Source organism: Sphingomonas horti (assembly GCF_009753715.1).
GTDB classification, from domain to species: domain Bacteria; phylum Pseudomonadota; class Alphaproteobacteria; order Sphingomonadales; family Sphingomonadaceae; genus Sphingomonas_B; species Sphingomonas_B horti.
On the sequence record NZ_WQMS01000008.1, the window covers coordinates 1 to 15,263 of the forward strand.

The 15,263-nt window shown below is 66.8% G+C and carries 19 protein-coding genes; 1 reads left to right on the forward strand and 18 read right to left on the reverse strand.

The annotated features are described in order from the left end of the window. Positions 1-316: 316 nt before the first annotated feature. The 18 genes from GON01_RS07420 to GON01_RS07505 form a co-directional block, all read right to left on the reverse strand. On the reverse strand, positions 317-655 hold the full coding sequence (locus GON01_RS07420; RefSeq protein ID WP_157026749.1) for a YciI family protein: 339 nt from the start codon (positions 653-655) through the stop codon (positions 317-319). A gap of 44 nt (positions 656-699) precedes the next feature. Next, on the reverse strand, positions 700-2,031 hold the full coding sequence (locus GON01_RS07425) for a PQQ-dependent sugar dehydrogenase (protein WP_157026750.1): 1,332 nt from the start codon (positions 2,029-2,031) through the stop codon (positions 700-702). Positions 2,032-2,358: 327 nt separating this feature from the next. Next, positions 2,359-3,246, reverse strand: a complete 888-nt coding sequence (locus GON01_RS07430) for a hemolysin family protein (protein ID WP_157026751.1) — start codon at positions 3,244-3,246, stop codon at positions 2,359-2,361. After that, on the reverse strand, positions 3,227-3,760 hold the full coding sequence (gene ybeY, locus GON01_RS07435) for an rRNA maturation RNase YbeY (protein ID WP_157026752.1): 534 nt from the start codon (positions 3,758-3,760) through the stop codon (positions 3,227-3,229). Before ybeY ends, GON01_RS07430 begins: the two co-directional genes overlap by 20 nt. Further along, positions 3,757-4,152, reverse strand: a complete 396-nt coding sequence (locus GON01_RS07440) for a type II toxin-antitoxin system VapC family toxin (protein ID WP_157026753.1) — start codon at positions 4,150-4,152, stop codon at positions 3,757-3,759. Before GON01_RS07440 ends, ybeY begins: the two co-directional genes overlap by 4 nt. After that, positions 4,149-4,406 (reverse strand): type II toxin-antitoxin system VapB family antitoxin, encoded by a 258-nt coding sequence (locus GON01_RS07445; protein ID WP_157026754.1) that lies wholly within the window; start codon positions 4,404-4,406, stop codon positions 4,149-4,151. The genes GON01_RS07440 and GON01_RS07445 overlap by 4 nt, the downstream gene beginning before the upstream one ends. Positions 4,407-4,458: 52 nt before the next feature. Then, the gene (locus tag GON01_RS07450; RefSeq protein WP_157026755.1) at positions 4,459-5,454 is read right to left on the reverse strand and encodes a PhoH family protein; all 996 of its coding nucleotides are present in this window, start codon (positions 5,452-5,454) and stop codon (positions 4,459-4,461) included. A gap of 11 nt (positions 5,455-5,465) precedes the next feature. After that, positions 5,466-6,776 (reverse strand): tRNA (N6-isopentenyl adenosine(37)-C2)-methylthiotransferase MiaB, encoded by a 1,311-nt coding sequence (miaB, locus tag GON01_RS07455; RefSeq protein WP_408640905.1) that lies wholly within the window; start codon positions 6,774-6,776, stop codon positions 5,466-5,468. Positions 6,777-6,784: 8 nt separating this feature from the next. Then, on the reverse strand, positions 6,785-7,573 hold the full coding sequence (locus tag GON01_RS07460) for a lysophospholipid acyltransferase family protein (RefSeq protein ID WP_157026756.1): 789 nt from the start codon (positions 7,571-7,573) through the stop codon (positions 6,785-6,787). Continuing rightward, positions 7,545-7,967, reverse strand: a complete 423-nt coding sequence (locus tag GON01_RS07465) for a Fur family transcriptional regulator (protein WP_157026757.1) — start codon at positions 7,965-7,967, stop codon at positions 7,545-7,547. Before GON01_RS07465 ends, GON01_RS07460 begins: the two co-directional genes overlap by 29 nt. A 77-nt stretch (positions 7,968-8,044) precedes the next feature. Beyond that, complete coding sequence (locus tag GON01_RS07470) at positions 8,045-8,443, reverse strand: MucR family transcriptional regulator (protein ID WP_408640906.1); 399 nt, start codon at positions 8,441-8,443, stop codon at positions 8,045-8,047. Positions 8,444-8,562: 119 nt separating this feature from the next. Beyond that, on the reverse strand, positions 8,563-9,042 hold the full coding sequence (locus GON01_RS07475) for a GNAT family N-acetyltransferase (protein ID WP_157026759.1): 480 nt from the start codon (positions 9,040-9,042) through the stop codon (positions 8,563-8,565). A 2-nt stretch (positions 9,043-9,044) separates the two neighbouring features. Then, positions 9,045-9,662 carry a tRNA (adenosine(37)-N6)-threonylcarbamoyltransferase complex dimerization subunit type 1 TsaB gene (gene tsaB, locus GON01_RS07480; protein ID WP_157026760.1) on the reverse strand — a complete coding sequence of 206 codons (618 nt, stop codon included), beginning with the start codon at positions 9,660-9,662 and terminating at the stop codon, positions 9,045-9,047. Beyond that, on the reverse strand, positions 9,659-10,246 hold the full coding sequence (locus tag GON01_RS07485; protein ID WP_181600105.1) for a malonic semialdehyde reductase: 588 nt from the start codon (positions 10,244-10,246) through the stop codon (positions 9,659-9,661). Before GON01_RS07485 ends, tsaB begins: the two co-directional genes overlap by 4 nt. Further along, entirely contained in the window at positions 10,246-10,815 is a 570-nt protein-coding gene (locus GON01_RS07490) for a NifU family protein (RefSeq protein ID WP_157026762.1), read from the reverse strand. The genes GON01_RS07485 and GON01_RS07490 overlap by 1 nt, the downstream gene beginning before the upstream one ends. Before the next feature lie 135 nt (positions 10,816-10,950). Next, the gene (locus GON01_RS07495; protein ID WP_157026763.1) at positions 10,951-12,009 is read right to left on the reverse strand and encodes a hypothetical protein; all 1,059 of its coding nucleotides are present in this window, start codon (positions 12,007-12,009) and stop codon (positions 10,951-10,953) included. A gap of 153 nt (positions 12,010-12,162) precedes the next feature. Next, a complete protein-coding gene (locus GON01_RS07500; protein ID WP_157026764.1) occupies positions 12,163-12,960 on the reverse strand; it encodes a hypothetical protein in 798 nt (265 codons plus the stop codon). Further along, positions 12,957-14,267 (reverse strand): M20/M25/M40 family metallo-hydrolase, encoded by a 1,311-nt coding sequence (locus tag GON01_RS07505; protein WP_157026909.1) that lies wholly within the window; start codon positions 14,265-14,267, stop codon positions 12,957-12,959. The genes GON01_RS07500 and GON01_RS07505 overlap by 4 nt, the downstream gene beginning before the upstream one ends. Before the next feature lie 82 nt (positions 14,268-14,349). Here GON01_RS07505 and GON01_RS07510 point away from each other — a divergent pair, with 82 nt between their 5' ends. Beyond that, entirely contained in the window at positions 14,350-15,093 is a 744-nt protein-coding gene (locus tag GON01_RS07510; protein WP_157026765.1) for a tetratricopeptide repeat protein, read from the forward strand. The last annotated feature ends 170 nt before the right edge of the window (positions 15,094-15,263 follow it).

A 15,263-nucleotide genomic window follows, 5' to 3' on the forward strand; every position in this document is an offset into this window, starting at 1 on the left:
TCCTGCCCAGCAGTCATGCTGAATCAGAAAAACACGCCCGTGTGAATCCCCCGCGATTCAAATCACCTCGAAAACGCTCTAGCAGCCGTTCAGCCCCTCTCCCCGTGCGGGAGAGGGCGACTCGGCGCAGCCGAGCGGGGAGAAGGGGGCAGCGCCGCACCCCTCTCTAAGCTTCGCTAGGCAGCCAGCTGCCAACCAAAGCTATTCTCTCCCGCAAAGGGAGAGAAGCTAGGATGGCGGGACCTCGGTTATGGAACCAGGCCGGCCGGTGGGATCGGGCATCCGCCACAGCGTGGTGCCGCCCCGTCGCCTCTTCCTAACTCGCCGCGTCGTACCCGAACTCCCGCAGCTCCTGCGCGCAGCGGCAGGCAGCGGCGATCTTTCGTGCCCATTCGACTGCGTCCTCGCGCGTCGGCAGCTCCAGCACGGTGAACCCGCCGTTGATCCGGCTGCCCGGATGGGTCCCGGCAGAGATCGACCCATCCGCGGAGACCAGCACGGGGGCGACCTGCTCGTTGATCCCGCCGCCGAACACATAGACGCCGGCGGCCTTCGCTTCCTCGATCACCCTGTGGGCGTCGGCGGAAACGGTCGGCAGATCCTCCTGTGCGACCACCATCGCTTCGCTCGGGAAGGAGATCAGATATTTTGTCATGACGCGATGGTGCATGGCGTATGGCGCGGCGGCAAGCCAGCGCGCTACTCGGCCGCGCTGACCCGCCAGATGCGGTTGCCGACGTCGTCCGCGACCAGCAGTGCCCCGGTCTTGTCGAGCGCCAGGCCGGCCGGGCGGCCGCGGGTGTGCTTGTCGCCGTCGAGGAAGCCGGCGAGCACGTCGATCGGCTTCACCCCTTTGGCGGGCATGCCGTCGTCCCCGAACGGCACGTAGATCACCTTGTAGCCGCTCAAGGGCTTGCGGTTCCACGATCCGTGCAGCGCGACGAAGGCTCCGTTGGCGAATTGGCGCCCAAGCTTCGCGCCCTCGGCGAACACCAGGCCCAGTGGCGCGGTGTGGGGGCCGAGCGCGTAATCGGGCCGGCGGGTATATTCGAGCAGGTCCGGCCGAGACTCGGTGCGCCGGTCCACATAGCCGCCCCAATAGCTGTACGGCCAACCATAGAAGCCGCCGAAATCGACGAAGGTCAGGTAATCGGGCGGGCTGTCACCGCCGAGCATGTCGCGCTCGTTGACGACGGTCCACAGCTCGTGCCGGTGCGGCTCCCACGCCAGGCCGTTCGGATTGCGCAGGCCGGCGGCGTAGATGCGGAACGTCTTGTTCTCGGGATAGACTTCCCAGATCGCGGCGCGGCGCTCTTCCTTGTCCATGCCGCGCTCACCGATGTTGCTGGCGGAGCCGACCGTCACATAGAGCAGCCGCCCGTCCGGGCTGGCGAGCAGGTTGCGCGCCCAGTGATTGCCGCCGCCGGGCAGGTTGACGATCTTCTCCGGCCTGGCCGTGATCCTGGTGTCGCCCGGCTTGTAGGGGAAGGCGAGCACGGCATTGGTGTTCGCGACGTAGAGCGTGCCGCCGACCAGTGCCATGCCGGTCGGCGAGTTGAGGCCGGAGATCAGCACCGAACGGGTCTCAGCCACGCCATCGCCGTTGGCGTCGCGCAACAGGGTGATGCGGTTCGCGGATGGGACGCCGGCGCCGGCGCGGCCCAGCAGCCAACCCATCACGCGATCGGTCAGGCTGTTCGCCTTGCGCGGCGGCGAGTTCGCCTCCGCCACCAGCACGTCGCCATTGGGCAGCGTATAGAGCCAGCGCGGATGATCGAGGCCGTCGGCAAAGGCCTGGACCTTCAGCCCTTTGGCCGGGGCGGGACGGGCGTTGCCCCAAGGGACCGGCGTCGCAATCGCGATCGTCGGAATCTGCTCGATATCGGGCGCGGCGATTGTCGGCCGCTGCCCCTCGACCGCTGTGACCGGCAAGGAAGCATTGCCCTGGCGCGTCACCAGCCAGATTCCGCCCAGGATCAGCAGCAGGACGACGATCAGGAAAAGCAGCGGGCGGGCAAGTCGGCCGAGCATCGGCACTCCAGGGCGAAAGGGTTCGCCGCCATCTAAGCGCAATTATCCGCTTCGGCAAAAAAAGTGCCGCCGGCCAGGGGGTGAAAGAACCGGCGGCACAGCGGAAGCAGGATAAGCGCTTCCTATCTAGCGACCTCAAAGGTTCGAGGGGTTGGCCCGCAAGCTCCGCCTCGAAACGTCCCCGCTTGAGACAATTCTCGTTCCTGACATGAATCAATTCCGTAGGCGGCACAATCGCCGTCAGGCGAACCGAGTCGGATTTGCGACGGACCGAAGCCTCGCAATTCTTATCCCCAGACTTGTCCGCAGAAATGGCGGATTCCGGCGCTATTCCTGCTCCAGCACCGGCTCCGGCGCGTGCAGGCGCACGCGAGTCACGTGGCGCGGGTCCGTCTCCGTCACCTCGATTTTCCAGCCGCTCGGATGGGTGACGATCTCGCCCGGCTCGGGGATCCGGCCGGCCAGGACGAACGTCAATCCGCCCAGCGTGTCGACGTCCTCCTCGATCTCCGCCAGCCGCGGGTCGAGCGTCGCGGCAACGTCCTCGAGCTCTGCGCGCGCGTCCGCGTCCCACATGCCGCCGCCCAGGTCGATCAGCGTCGCCTCGGGCTCGTCGTCATGCTCATCCTCGATGTCACCGACAATCTCCTCGACCAGATCCTCGATCGTGACCAGCCCTTCGGTGCCCGAATATTCGTCGACGACGATCGCCAGATGCGTGCGGGTCGCGCGCATCTCCGCGAGCAGGTCGAGCACGCCCATCGAGGTCGGCACATAGCGCGGCTCGCGGACCAGCCCGGCAATGCTGGCCGGCTTGTCGGCGCCGTTCGCCAGGATCTCGAACGCGTCCTTGATGTGGATCATGCCGGTGATCGCATCGAGGCTGTCGCGATAGACCGGCAGGCGGCTGTGCCCGGCCTCGGCGAACTGGGCGAGCAGCTCGTCGAAGCTGGCCGATTCCGCGATCGCGATGATATCGGCGCGCGGCACTGCGACGTCGCCGACGGTCCGCTCGCCGAAATGGAGCAGGTTGCGCACCATCTGCCGCTCGATCGGAGTCAGGTCGCCGGCCTCGGCCGGCTCGCCTTCATGCTCCTCGATCACTTCCTCGATCTGGTCGCGCAGCGTGGGCTCGCTCTCGGCTCCGAAGAGCATGTCGCGCAACCCACGCCAAAGTCGTCCGCTTCCTTCCGAGCTACTCGAATCCTCTGGCATCGAACTCCGGTTCGTCCCTGTTGTACGGGTCGTGCAGCGCCAGCCGCGCCATGACGTCGCGTTCCAGCGACTCCATGTGCTCGGCCTCGGCCGACCCCTGATGATCATAGCCTAGCAAATGCAACAGGCCGTGGACAATCAGATGGGTGGCATGCGCCTCCAGCGCCACACCCTTCTCGTCGGCCTCGCGCGCGCAGACGCCGTGCGCCAGCACGATGTCGCCCAGCAGCAGCTCGCCGTCGTCGCCGTTCTGCGACACCGTTTCCAGCAGGTCCGGCTGGACCATTGGGAAGGACAGAACGTTGGTCGGCTTGTCCTTGCCGCGATACTGGCGGTTGAGAGCGTGCACTTCCTCGTCCGACGTGAGCCGCACCGACACCTCGACGAGCTCAGGCGTGGTGGCAAGCTCCGCATGAGGCGTCGCCGCGAGCGCAGCCTTGACCGCTTGGGTCGCCAGTGCCTCCCAATCACCTTCGCGCCACGGGGTCTCCACCTGAACGGCGACGTCGATCATGCAAGGTCCGTCAGTGCGAAGTCGCCGCCCTTGTAAAGCAGCTTCGCGCCGTTCGCCTTGGCGCAGGCATAGGCGAAGCAATCGCCCATGTTCAGCCGCGCATCGTGATTGCCCTTGCCGTATTGCCGGTGAGCCTCGATCGCGAGTTCAGCTTCGCGCTCTCCGATAGCGACGTTCACAACATCAAAGCGGGAAAGCAATGCTTCGAGCTGCCGCGTGGCAATGGACGGGGACATTTGGTTGATTCGGGTCATCGCCCGCACCGTCTCCCATCGCGTAAGGCCCGATGTGAACAACTGATCGGCTGCACTCGCGGCGTCGCTCAGGACTTCGAACCCCGGCTCAGTCATGAGTATCGCGACCAAGGCCGAGGCATCGATGAAGAGCTTCAATCCTCATCCTCGTCGTTGAGCGAATCATAAAAAGCCTTGTCGGCCTTCAGGCCGGTCGGAGGCGGCAACGGGTGCTTCTTTCGATATTCCAGGATCCATTCCGTCATGGATTGCCGCGGCCGCGGTGGTTCCAAGCGATCAATGACCTCACGCAGTGCATCCTTCACGGCTTGGGTCTTCGTCTTTCCCTGCAAAGCGGCAACCTTGTCGGCCATCGCATTGGCTTCCGGGTCCTTGATGTAAAGAGAGGCCATAGATTCTCTCCGGATATCCTCGACTGCTAGATGGATATCCCGAAACTGGCAATCAAGCGCTCTCGCCCTCATACGCATCGACGATCTTGCCGACGAGCGGGTGGCGGACGACGTCGGCGGAGCCGAAGCGGATCATCGAGATGCCCTTGACGCGTTCCAGCCGGGCGACCGCGTCGGCGAGGCCGGACTTGCCGATGTCCGGCAAATCGACCTGGCGCGGGTCGCCGCAGACGACCATGCGGCTGTTCTCGCCGAAGCGGGTCAGGAACATCTTCATCTGCATCGGCGTGGTGTTCTGCGCCTCGTCGAGGATGATGAAGGCATTGGCCAGCGTGCGGCCGCGCATGAAGGCGATCGGCGCGATCTCGATCTCGCCGTTCGCCATGCGACGCTCCACCTGTTCGGTCGGCAGCATGTCGTACAGCGCGTCGTAGAGCGGGCGCAGATAGGGATCGACCTTCTCGCGCATGTCGCCAGGCAGGAACCCGAGCTTCTCGCCGGCCTCGACCGCGGGACGCGACAGGATCAGCCGGTCGACCGATCCGGCGATCAGTTGCTGCACCGCTTGCGCCACCGCGACATAGGTCTTGCCGGTACCGGCCGGGCCAAGCGCGAAGATGATCTCATCGCGCGCCAGCGCCTCCATGTAACGGATCTGCGTCGCCGAGCGCGGCACGATCGTCTTCTTGCGCGTGCGGATCATCACCGGCGGCGGCTGGCTGACATCGGTGCGGATAATACCGTCGAGCGTGGGTTCGGCCGACATCGCGATCACCGCATCGACGGTGCCGGAATCGATCTCCTGGCCTTGGACGATGCGGTTGTAGAGGCCGGTCAGCACGTCGCGAGCGCGCGCCGCCTGCTCCGCCTCGCCCTCGATCTGCAGCTTGTTGCCGCGCGCCGCGATATAGACGCCAAGCCTGTTCTCGATCGCGACCAGGTTCTGGTCGTAATGGCCGAACAGCTGGCCGAGGAGCTGGGGCCGGTCGAACACGACTTCGAGCCGGCTGCGGTCGCCCGGCTGGGCGGGAACGGGCTTACGCGACATGCACCTCCTAGTCAGGCGGCCTGCTTGCGAGTCAGAACGCCGGTCAGACTATTCGGTCCCGCCGCGACAATGTCCACGTCCAAAAGATCGCCCACCGCGCCTTCATCCACAACAATCGACTGCAGCCAGGGCGATTTGCCGATCAGCTGGCCGGGGTGGCGGCCGGGACGTTCGAGCAGGACCGATGTACGCGTGCCTACCGTTCGCTGATTGAACGCAAGCTGCTGCTCGACGATCAGCGCCTGGAGACGCTGAAGACGCTCGTCCATCACCTGCGGCGCGATCTGGTCCGGCATCGTCGCAGCCGGTGTGCCGGGGCGAGGCGAGTATTTGAAGCTGAACGCCATCGAATGGCCGATGCGCCGGACGATATCGAGCGTCGCCTCGAAATCGGCGTCGCTCTCGCCGGGGAAGCCGACGATATAGTCGCCCGAAATCGCGATATCCGGCCGCGCTGCGCGGACCTTGTCGAGGATGCGCAGGTAGCTGTCGGCCGTGTGGCTGCGGTTCATGGCCTTCAGGATGCGGTCGCTGCCGGACTGGACCGGCAGGTGCAGGAACGGCATCAGCTTGTCGATGTCGCGATGCGCGGCGATCAGCCCGTCCTGCATGTCGTTCGGATGGCTGGTCGTGTAGCGGATGCGGGCCAGGGCCGGCAGCTTTGCCATCTCCTCGATCAGGTCGTGCAGCCCGCGCGTGCCGTCGCGCCACGCGTTGACGTTCTGGCCGAGCAAGGTGATCTCGCGCGCGCCGGCATCGATCAGCGCTTGCGCCTCGTCGATGATCGCTGCCCAGGGACGCGAGATCTCGGCGCCACGCGTGTAAGGCACGACGCAATAGGTGCAGAATTTGTCGCAGCCTTCCTGGACGGTCAGGAACGCGCTCGGCCGCATCTGCCGCGCCCGCTTCGGCAACGCGCCGAACTTGGAGGCGGCTGGCATGTCAGTGTCGGCCACACGCTTGCCCTGCGCGGCGTCGGCGACCAGCTCCGGCAACCGGTGATAGGCTTGCGGGCCGACGACGATGTCGACGTCCTTGGTGCGGCGATGAATCTCCGCCCCTTCGGCCTGGGCGACGCAGCCGGCGACCGCGACCAGTGGGCGGCTGCCGTCCTCGCGGCGCAGGCGGCCGATATCGGAATAGACCTTCTCCGCCGCCTTTTCCCGGATGTGGCAGGTGTTGAGGACGACCAGGTCGGCGTCCTCGCCGTCGGCGGCGGTCAGGCCCTGGGCGTCGAGCAATTCTGCCATGCGCTCGCCGTCATAGACGTTCATCTGGCAGCCGAAGGATTTGACGCGATAGGTTTTGGGGAAGCGATTCACCGGCGGGCCTATACCCCCGAAGCTCCCCGCGCGGAAGCGGCGAGGATGCGGCGGCGCGCTTCGGCCGCGACGGCCTTGCGGTCACCGATCTCGGCTGGAGCGAACGGGTCGAGGCATTCCAAGCGGACGATGAAGCGGCCCGGACGGGTCAGCACGCGCCAGGCATTGCGCGGCGCCGGCTCGTCGCCGACCCAGGCCAGATCGCGGGCGACGCCATAGTCGATCCTGAGCGGCTGCACCCGGATCGCACGCGGCGTCGAGGCGAGCACTTCCAGCAGCGACGGCTTGAACGGCAGCAGCTCGAGCCCGTTGGACGTGGTGCCTTCGGGGAAGATCGCGATCGGCTGGTGCCGCGCCAGCGCCTGGCGGATGATGTCGATCTGCGCCTGCACGCCTTTGCGGTCGGTGCGGTCGACATAGACGGTGTTGTTGAGGCCCGCGAGCCAGCCGATCAACGGCCAGTCGCGCACCCCCGAGTTCGCGACGAAGGCGGTGCCGGTCGCGCCCGCGATGATCGGAATGTCCAGCCAGCTGACATGGTTGGAGACGAACAGCACGTCGTCGCGAAGCGGCCGCCCGCGCAGCTCGACCACGGCACCGCAGATGCGCGCCGCCACGGCAAGGCAGCGCCGCGGCCAGTGCGACCGCAGGCGCAGCGCCCGCGTCGCCAGATGGGCGGCGACGCAGAAAGCGCAGACCAGCGCCAGCGCCGTCAGGCGAGCGCAGCCGCGAAGGAGGTTCACGCCGTCGCCGACAAGCGCCCGGAAGTCAGTTCTTGCGATCGAGCGCGACGCCATAAAGCTCCATACGGTGATCGACGAGACGGAAGCCGAGCTTCTCTGCGATCTGCCGCTGCAGCAGTTCAAGTTCCGGATCGACAAACTCGATGACCCGGCCGGTTTCCACGTCGATCAGGTGATCGTGATGGGATTCGGGCGCCGCTTCATAGCGGGCGCGCCCGTCGCCGAAATCGTGGCGCTCAAGGATGCCCGCTTCCTCGAACAGGCGGACGGTTCGATAGACGGTCGCGATCGAAATGCCCGGATCGATCGCCGCCGCGCGCGCATGCACCTTTTCCACGTCCGGATGGTCTTCGGATTCGGAAATGACCCGCGCGATCACCTTGCGCTGGTCGGTGATGCGCAACCCCTTTTCCTGGCAAAGCGCCTCGACGTCGATCTTCCGCTGCATGCGGCCGATGTAATGGCTTTGAAGGAAAGGGGGAAGGCATTGAAAGCCCCTCCCCTAGGGGAGGGGCTGAATGGCACTTACCGCGCCCGGCGACGCTTGGTGCCGAGGCCGATCTTCTTCGCCAGCGTGCGGCGCTGCTCGGCGTAATTCGGGGCCACCATCGGATAGTCGGCGGGCAGGTTCCACTTGGCGCGGTACTGCTCCGGCGTCATGTTGTAGTGCGTCATCAAGTGACGCTTCAGCATCTTCAGCTTTTTGCCGTCTTCTAGGCAGACGATATAGTCCGGCTTGACCGAGGCGCGGATCGAGACCTTGGGTTCCTGCTTCACTTCCGGCTGGGGCGGCGGCCCGCCCAGCGCGGTCAACGCGTTGTGCACGTTGGAAATCAGCGTCGGCAGGTCGTTTACCGCGACGCTGTTGTTGCTGACATGGGCTGCGACAATGTCCGCTGTCAGCGTGATCAGCGTTTCTTTCATTTCGGATTGTTCGGTCATCGCACTCTTATCTTTCGTCTTGGAATGAGCATCGGAAGATGATCGGCATCGCCCATGTCTTGAACCAGAGTAGAGTTCAAGCCGAAAATGCCAATGCGACTTTAGTTAACGCCAAGACGCTTTTCGAGCGTTAGCGCGTCGAAGACTTTGCCGCTTCGCCCCCGGTAATAGGCACGGCGCATGCCGATCTGCACAAAGCCGAGCCCGCGATAGAGATCGACCGCCGGATTGCCGTCGCGCACTTCCAGGTGCAGCGTCGCCACGCCTTCGCCGGCCGCATCCTCGACTGCCTGGGCGAGCAATGCGCGCGCGGTGCCTTGCCGGCGATAGCGGTTACGCACTGCGATCAGCAGCAGTTCCGCCTCGTCCGCGACGGTGCGGAGCAGCGCGAATCCGGCCGGCTCCTCGCCTGATCGCGCGACCAGCAGCCAGCTTCCGGCCATACCGAGGATGCCGGCGCACTGCGCCTCCGTCCACGCCTCGCCATATTCGGGGTCGAAGGCGTCGCCCATCGCGATCATCACGTCTGGCAAATCGGCCATGCCGCCCGGTTCGACGCGGATGGCGAGGTCGGTCGCCATGATCATCCCGGCAGTCGCGCGTCGGGTGCCCGTCCGTAGATCGGGCTGGGCGGCAGCATCGCGAGCCGCGGCGGCAGCAACGCCGTGTTGCGCGCATCGGGGTGGATCGCGACCGTCCGCCCCGGGGCGCCCGCGGTCCGCATCGCTTCGGCGCCCGATCCGGCCACCGGATCGCTCGCGCACAGCAATGCGGCCTCCTCTGGCTTCAGGGACGCAAGCGGGGCGATCGGGCGCACTCCCTGTCTGTCGAAACGCTGCACGAAATACTCGCCATGTCCGCCGACGATTGCAACGGAAAGCGTTTCGGGGCCGTCAAGTTCCATGAAGGCGGTCGCGGCGATCAGCGCCAGCGACGAATAGCCCGCGATCTCGGCGCCCCAGGCAAGCGCCAGCGCCCGCGCCGCGGCCAGCCCGACGCGCACCCCGGTGAAGCTGCCGGGCCCGCAATCGACCAGGATACGATCGGCGCGGCCGCGGCCGGGCAGCTCGCCGATCATCGGGACCAGCCGCTCGGCATGGCCGCGCCCGACCAGCTCATGGACATGGCTGACCAGCCGCCCATCCTCGAACAGCGCGACCGAACAGGCCTCGGTCGCGGTCTCGATCGCAAGCTGTCTCAAAGGATGCGGTTGAAGCGCTCGAACGCGGGCCGCGGCGAGCGGGCGAAGATGGTCGACGGATCTCCATAGCCGAGCGTCGAGATGAAGTTGGACTTGACGCTCGTGCCGGCGAAGAAGAGCTCGTCGACCCGAGCGTTGTCGAAGCCGGACATGGGGCCCGTATCGAGGCCGAGCGCCCGCGCCGCCATAATGAAATAGCCGCCCTGCAGCGAACTGTTCCTAAGCGCGTGGACCTTGCGCACTTCCGGGTCGGGAAACCAGCTCTTCGCCGTCTGGTCGTGCGGGAAGAATTCAGGCAGCTGCTCGTGGAAATCGATGTCCATGCCGATGATCGCGGTGACCGGCGCCTTGACGATCTTGGGCCCGTTCTTGGCCGACGCGCAGGACGCGAGCCGCGCCTTGGCTTCGCCGCTGACGCACCAGACGATCCGCGCCGGCAGCATGTTGGCCGACGTCGGGCCCATCTTCATCAGGTCCCAGATCGCGCGGAGCTGGTCCTCCTCAACCGGCTTGTCGACATAGCCATTATAGGTGCGCGCGGTGCGGAACAGCTGGTCGAGCGCGCCGTCGTCGAGTGAAGGCATCAGATAGCCCGCACTTCGGTGACTTCGGGGACGTAGTATTTGAGCAATTGCTCGATGCCCTGCTTCAGCGTCGCGGTCGAACTGGGGCAGCCGGAGCAGGCACCCTGCATCTTCAGGAACACCGTGCCTTGCTGGAACCCGCGATAGATGATGTCGCCACCATCATTGGCGACAGCGGGGCGGACGCGGGTGTCGATCAGCTCCTTGATCTGGCTGACGATGTCGGCGTCCTCGGGCGCGTCGAGCGGCGGCTCGTCGTCGATCGCGATGGCGGCGGCCGAGCCGGGACGGAACAGCGGCATGTCGCCCGAAAAATGGTCGAGCAGCACGCTCAGCACGTCGGGCTTCAGGTCCCGCCATTCGGCGCCCGGGGCGGCGGTGACGGAGACGAAATCGGAGCCGAAGAACACGCCTTCAACGTCGCCCAGATCGAACAGCGCCTCGGCAAGCGGCGAGGCCTCCGCCTCCTCGGGATTGGCGAAGTCGCGCGTGCCGCCGGTCATCACCGGACGGCCGGGCAGGAATTTCAGCGTCGACGGATTGGGCGTCGTTTCGGTCTCGATCAGCATGGGCGTCATGTGGGCCGAACGCCCATGCCGATCAAGGGCGCCGTCGCGCCCGCCGCCGCCGATCAGGGAAAGACGTCCTCGTCGACGCGCGACTGGTGATATCGTCCTCGACCTGCTTCAGCCGATCAAGGCTCGTCAGAACAGTGAGCCGCTCCCCAGCAGGGACGGCATCAGCAACGACGTGAGGCCGGTGTCGCCAAAGTCGTCCGCGTAGGGTGCGTAGCTCGCCTGCTGCAGCGGCAGCACGTCCGGCGAATAAAGGCCGTTCAGACCGCCATAGCCGGTGAGCCCGCCGAGACTACCGCCGAGATCGCCGCCGAGCATGCTCTGCAGCACCATGGGCAGCAAAGCGCCGAGCAGGCCATCGCCGCCGCGCCCGAACAGCCCCGCATAGTCGCTGCCGTAATAGGGATCGACCGGGCTGTAGCCGCTCGGCCAATAGCCAGTCGGCGCATAAGCGTAGCTGGCCGGCGCGTCATAGCGGGTCGGGCCGTAATAGCGTGCCTGGTCGTAGCGCCGGACCGGGGCATAGTCGTCATAGCCGTCGCCCCAATAGGTCGGCGTCCAGACCGGCTGCTGGTAAACCGGCGCATAGCTGCGGCTCACGTAACGGACCGGCGGCCGCTCGACATAACGGACGACGCGCGGCTGCACGTGACGCACGGCCGGTCGCTCGACGTAACGCACGACCGGCGTCGGGGCGTAGCGGATGGTGCGCGGCGGAGCGTGATGCTCGACGCGGGCGATCCGCTCAGCCGGGCGGAAGCGCTCGCGGCGGTCCAACTGACGGACGACCTTGCGCTCGTCCTTTGCCGCGCGCTTCCACTGCTTGCGGGCCTGGCTGTCGTCGAACCGGGCGATGCGGACCTGAGCCGGGCGCGGGCGCTGACGCTCGGCCTTGAACCCAGGCCCACCGCTATCGGCGCGACTGGCCGGGCGGGCGAAGGCCATCGCCTGGTCGCCATGCCTGCCGCCGCGGGCCTGCATCGCGTGCGGGTTGCCGCCGCCCCTATGCTGGTTGCCAGCCCGGTGCGGATTCCCGCCGCCGCCATGCGGATTGCCTTGCGGCTTTGCGCCAGCATATTTGCCGCCGCCATGCGGATTGCCATGACCGCCGCCATGGCCGCCCTTGCCTGCCAGGGCCGGCGACGCCGCGGTGGCGGCGAGCAGCAGCCCGATGAACAGCTTGCGCATATGACTCTCCCGTCTCGCGCCCCAAAGCTCGAACGTGCGGGTGTAGGAGAGGGTGCGTGAGTCGGCCCTGAACCGGGCGTTCAGCGCGGGTTTAGGGGCCGGTGCGTGCCGTCGGTCGGCCATGCGGCGTTCGACGGCATCGTCGCGGCCGCATCATCTGGCCGGCGCGGGCTTTTCCTTCAGGTTACGCGCGAGCAGGCGGATGCGAGCGCCCTCGACGGCCCAGGCCTCCTGGCCGGGCGTCGACACATAAACCGGCAATCGCGACCAGAGCGACAGCCAGACGTGGATCGGCGTCGGCACCGGGTCCAGCAGGTGCGTGATGAAAAGCCCCTCCGGGTGCTGTCCGTCCCTCGTGTCGAGCGCGATGCACGTGCGGGTGAACTCGCGTTTTTCGAGGACCTTGCCGTCGGCCGCGACGGTCACGCGATAATGGCCGCCGAAGGGATAGACGCCCGTTTCGACCTGCGGCGTCAGCAGGTACACGGGGACCGGATCGGCGGCGGATCGGGGCGGGATCACGACCGGGTTGAAGGGCCGCTCCACGCAGCCGGTGGTCTGGCTTCGCAGCGCGACCTGGCGCGCGCGCACCATCGCTTCCTCGATCGCAGTCAGGTCCGGCTTGCCGGCCGGGCCGTGGCTGACGACCTTTTGCTGCGCGTCGACATCGGCTTCGTAGATGGCGACCGGCCGCTCGCCCTCAAGGCCGTAGAAGATGACGCGCCGCCGGTCCTGGTTGCCTTCGACGATCCAGCCGCGCACGCCTTTGGCTTCGGGGTTAGGAATGTCCGCCACCAGCTGGTCCGTCGCTACCCAGGCTGCCTGATCGTACAGGTAGATCGTGGCGCCGATGTCGAGCGCCGCCTGAACCTGCGCCACCTCGGCCGCGGTCATGCGCGCCGGAGGCGCGGGCTGCGCCGCTGCCGCCAGCGCGACCGCGACGCCGATCATTTGCCGCGCGGTTCCCTGGCAAGCCGCGTCATCAGGATCGCGGCGCGCTTGGCCTGGCGATGGATCGAATCGAGATTCACCGTCTCGCCTGGCGCGTGGTCGCCATCGCTGTCGGTGCCGAGGCCGACCAGTCCGTCCACGTCCTTGGCGACGAACGCGATGTCGCCGGCGCCGCGCTTCAGCGGGTCGAGCGCGGGCATCGCCTTCAGGCCGAGATCGGCATTGACCGCGTTCAGCCTGTCCAGCAGCGCGCGATTGCCTTCGGTTGGCGCCATCGCCGGATAGCCTTCGTCGAAGCTGATCTCGGCCTGCGCCCCCGGATAGGAGCGCGCGACGATTGCTTTCATCTTCGCCTGCACGCGCTCGGTCTGCTCGTCGCTGAGCGTGCGCATGTCGCCGCGCGCGATCGCGATCGCGGGAATGATGTTGGTCTTGCCCGCCGCGGTCGCGCGGATCTGGCCCGCGTCGAGCGCCGCCTGCGTGCCGCCGGCGATCAGGCCGACATTGTAGGTGAGGTTCGGCTCGCGCAGGTCGTCGCGGAAGGCGGCGATGATGCGGCTGGCCGCGTAGATCGCGCCTTCGCCCGCCGCGGGCGTGAAGATGCCGCTCGAATGGCTGCTTTTCGCGGTCACCTTCAGCGTCCAGCTGCTGGAGCTCCGCCGCGCGATCGAGCCCCAGTCCTGGCCGTCGATCACCGACAGCCCTTCGAAATCGAGCGCGGCGTCGGCGCGCTTGCCGGCGGCGATCAGGTCGCGGCGGGAGATGCTGGTCGGGTCGCCTGCATCTTCCTCGTCACCGGTCAGCACGATCTCGATGTCGGCGTCCTTCAGCGTGCCCGCGGCCTGCATTGCGCGGAGTGCCGCGACCATCACGACCATGCCGCCCTTGTCGTCGCCGGCGCCCGGGCCTTCCGCCTTGTCGCCCTTGCGCACGAATGTCTGGAACGGTGAATCCTTTTCGAACACCGTGTCGAGGTGGCCGATCAGCAGCATGCGCTTGCCCTTGCCGTTGCCCTTGTGAACGGCGACGATGTGGCCGGCGCGCTTGACCTCGGTCATCGGAATCCAGCTGACCTGGAAACCCAATGGCTCCAGCTCCGCGCGCATCATCTCGCCGACCCTGGTCACGCCCTCGATGTTCAGCGAGCCGGAGTTCTGGTTGACCAGCTTTTCCAGCAGCGCGACCGAGCGCTCGTATTCGGCATCGACGGTCTTAGTGATCTTTTGCTCGGCCGGGCTCAAGGCGGCGACGGAAGCAGTGGATGCGGTGAAGAGCAGGGCGGCCAGCACGGCCTTGGGGATCATCATCATGCGGGCGGTTTGCAGAACGGCGCGCCTGTCGACAAGCCCCATCGCCGCTCTTACGGTCGCCGGCCGAGAGGGGTTCCTGATGCGCAAGCTGATCCTTGCAGTAGCATTGGTCGCGTCGGCGGCTGTCGCGCAGTCCGTAACCGACGCGCGGCGCGCGGCCGTCATGGCCGAGCAGACCGGCAACGCGCCGGCTGCGCTGGCCGCCGCTGCGCGACTGGAGAATTCGGGCGATTTTGCGGACCGGTCGCTGGCGCTGCAGATCCGGGCGCAATTCCTGCCCGCCACTGAGGTGCTGAAGCTGCCGGAGCCCACATCCGACCAGCTGCTGCTCCACCAGATCTGGCGGGCGCTTCGCATCGAAGCGCTGGCGCGCGGGGGCCAGCTGGACCAGGCGCGCGACGAGCTGATGCTGATGCGCAAGGAAGGACACCGCGACAAATTCTACGGGAACGAGCCGCCGCAGCTGCGCATGGCCCAGCACATAGCGGTCGCGCGGACCAATTATGCGGCGAAGAATTATCGCGGCGCCGCGCAGCGGTTCGCGCGGGCGGCGGAGATCGAGGCCAAGGCCGACGGGCCGATCTGGCACCAGCCGATCGAGTCCGCGCTCGGCGCTGCGCTGCTGAAGGCAGGCGACGCCCGCGAGGTCCATGCCGCTTTCGGGCGCGCGCTGGCTCGCCAGCCGGACAATGTCTGGGCGCTCTGGGGCCGCGCCCAGTCCCAGGCCGCGCTTGGCGACACCGCTGCCAGCGCCTCCACGCTCGCGCAGGTCGACAGGCTCTGGAAGGGCGACAAGGCGTTGCTGACGCTCGATCGGCTCTAAACCATCGAAAGTTACGGCAGTCTCATATGTGCTCCGGCGACGGCCGGAGCGTTGCGTCCAGGGCTCCGGCTTTCGCCGGAGCACGCGCCGGATCGAGATAAGGCGCCCCGGCCTTGCTTCTGCCGCAATGCGCCTCCATATGGCGGCTCGCGCACGGGGCTCGTCCCCGA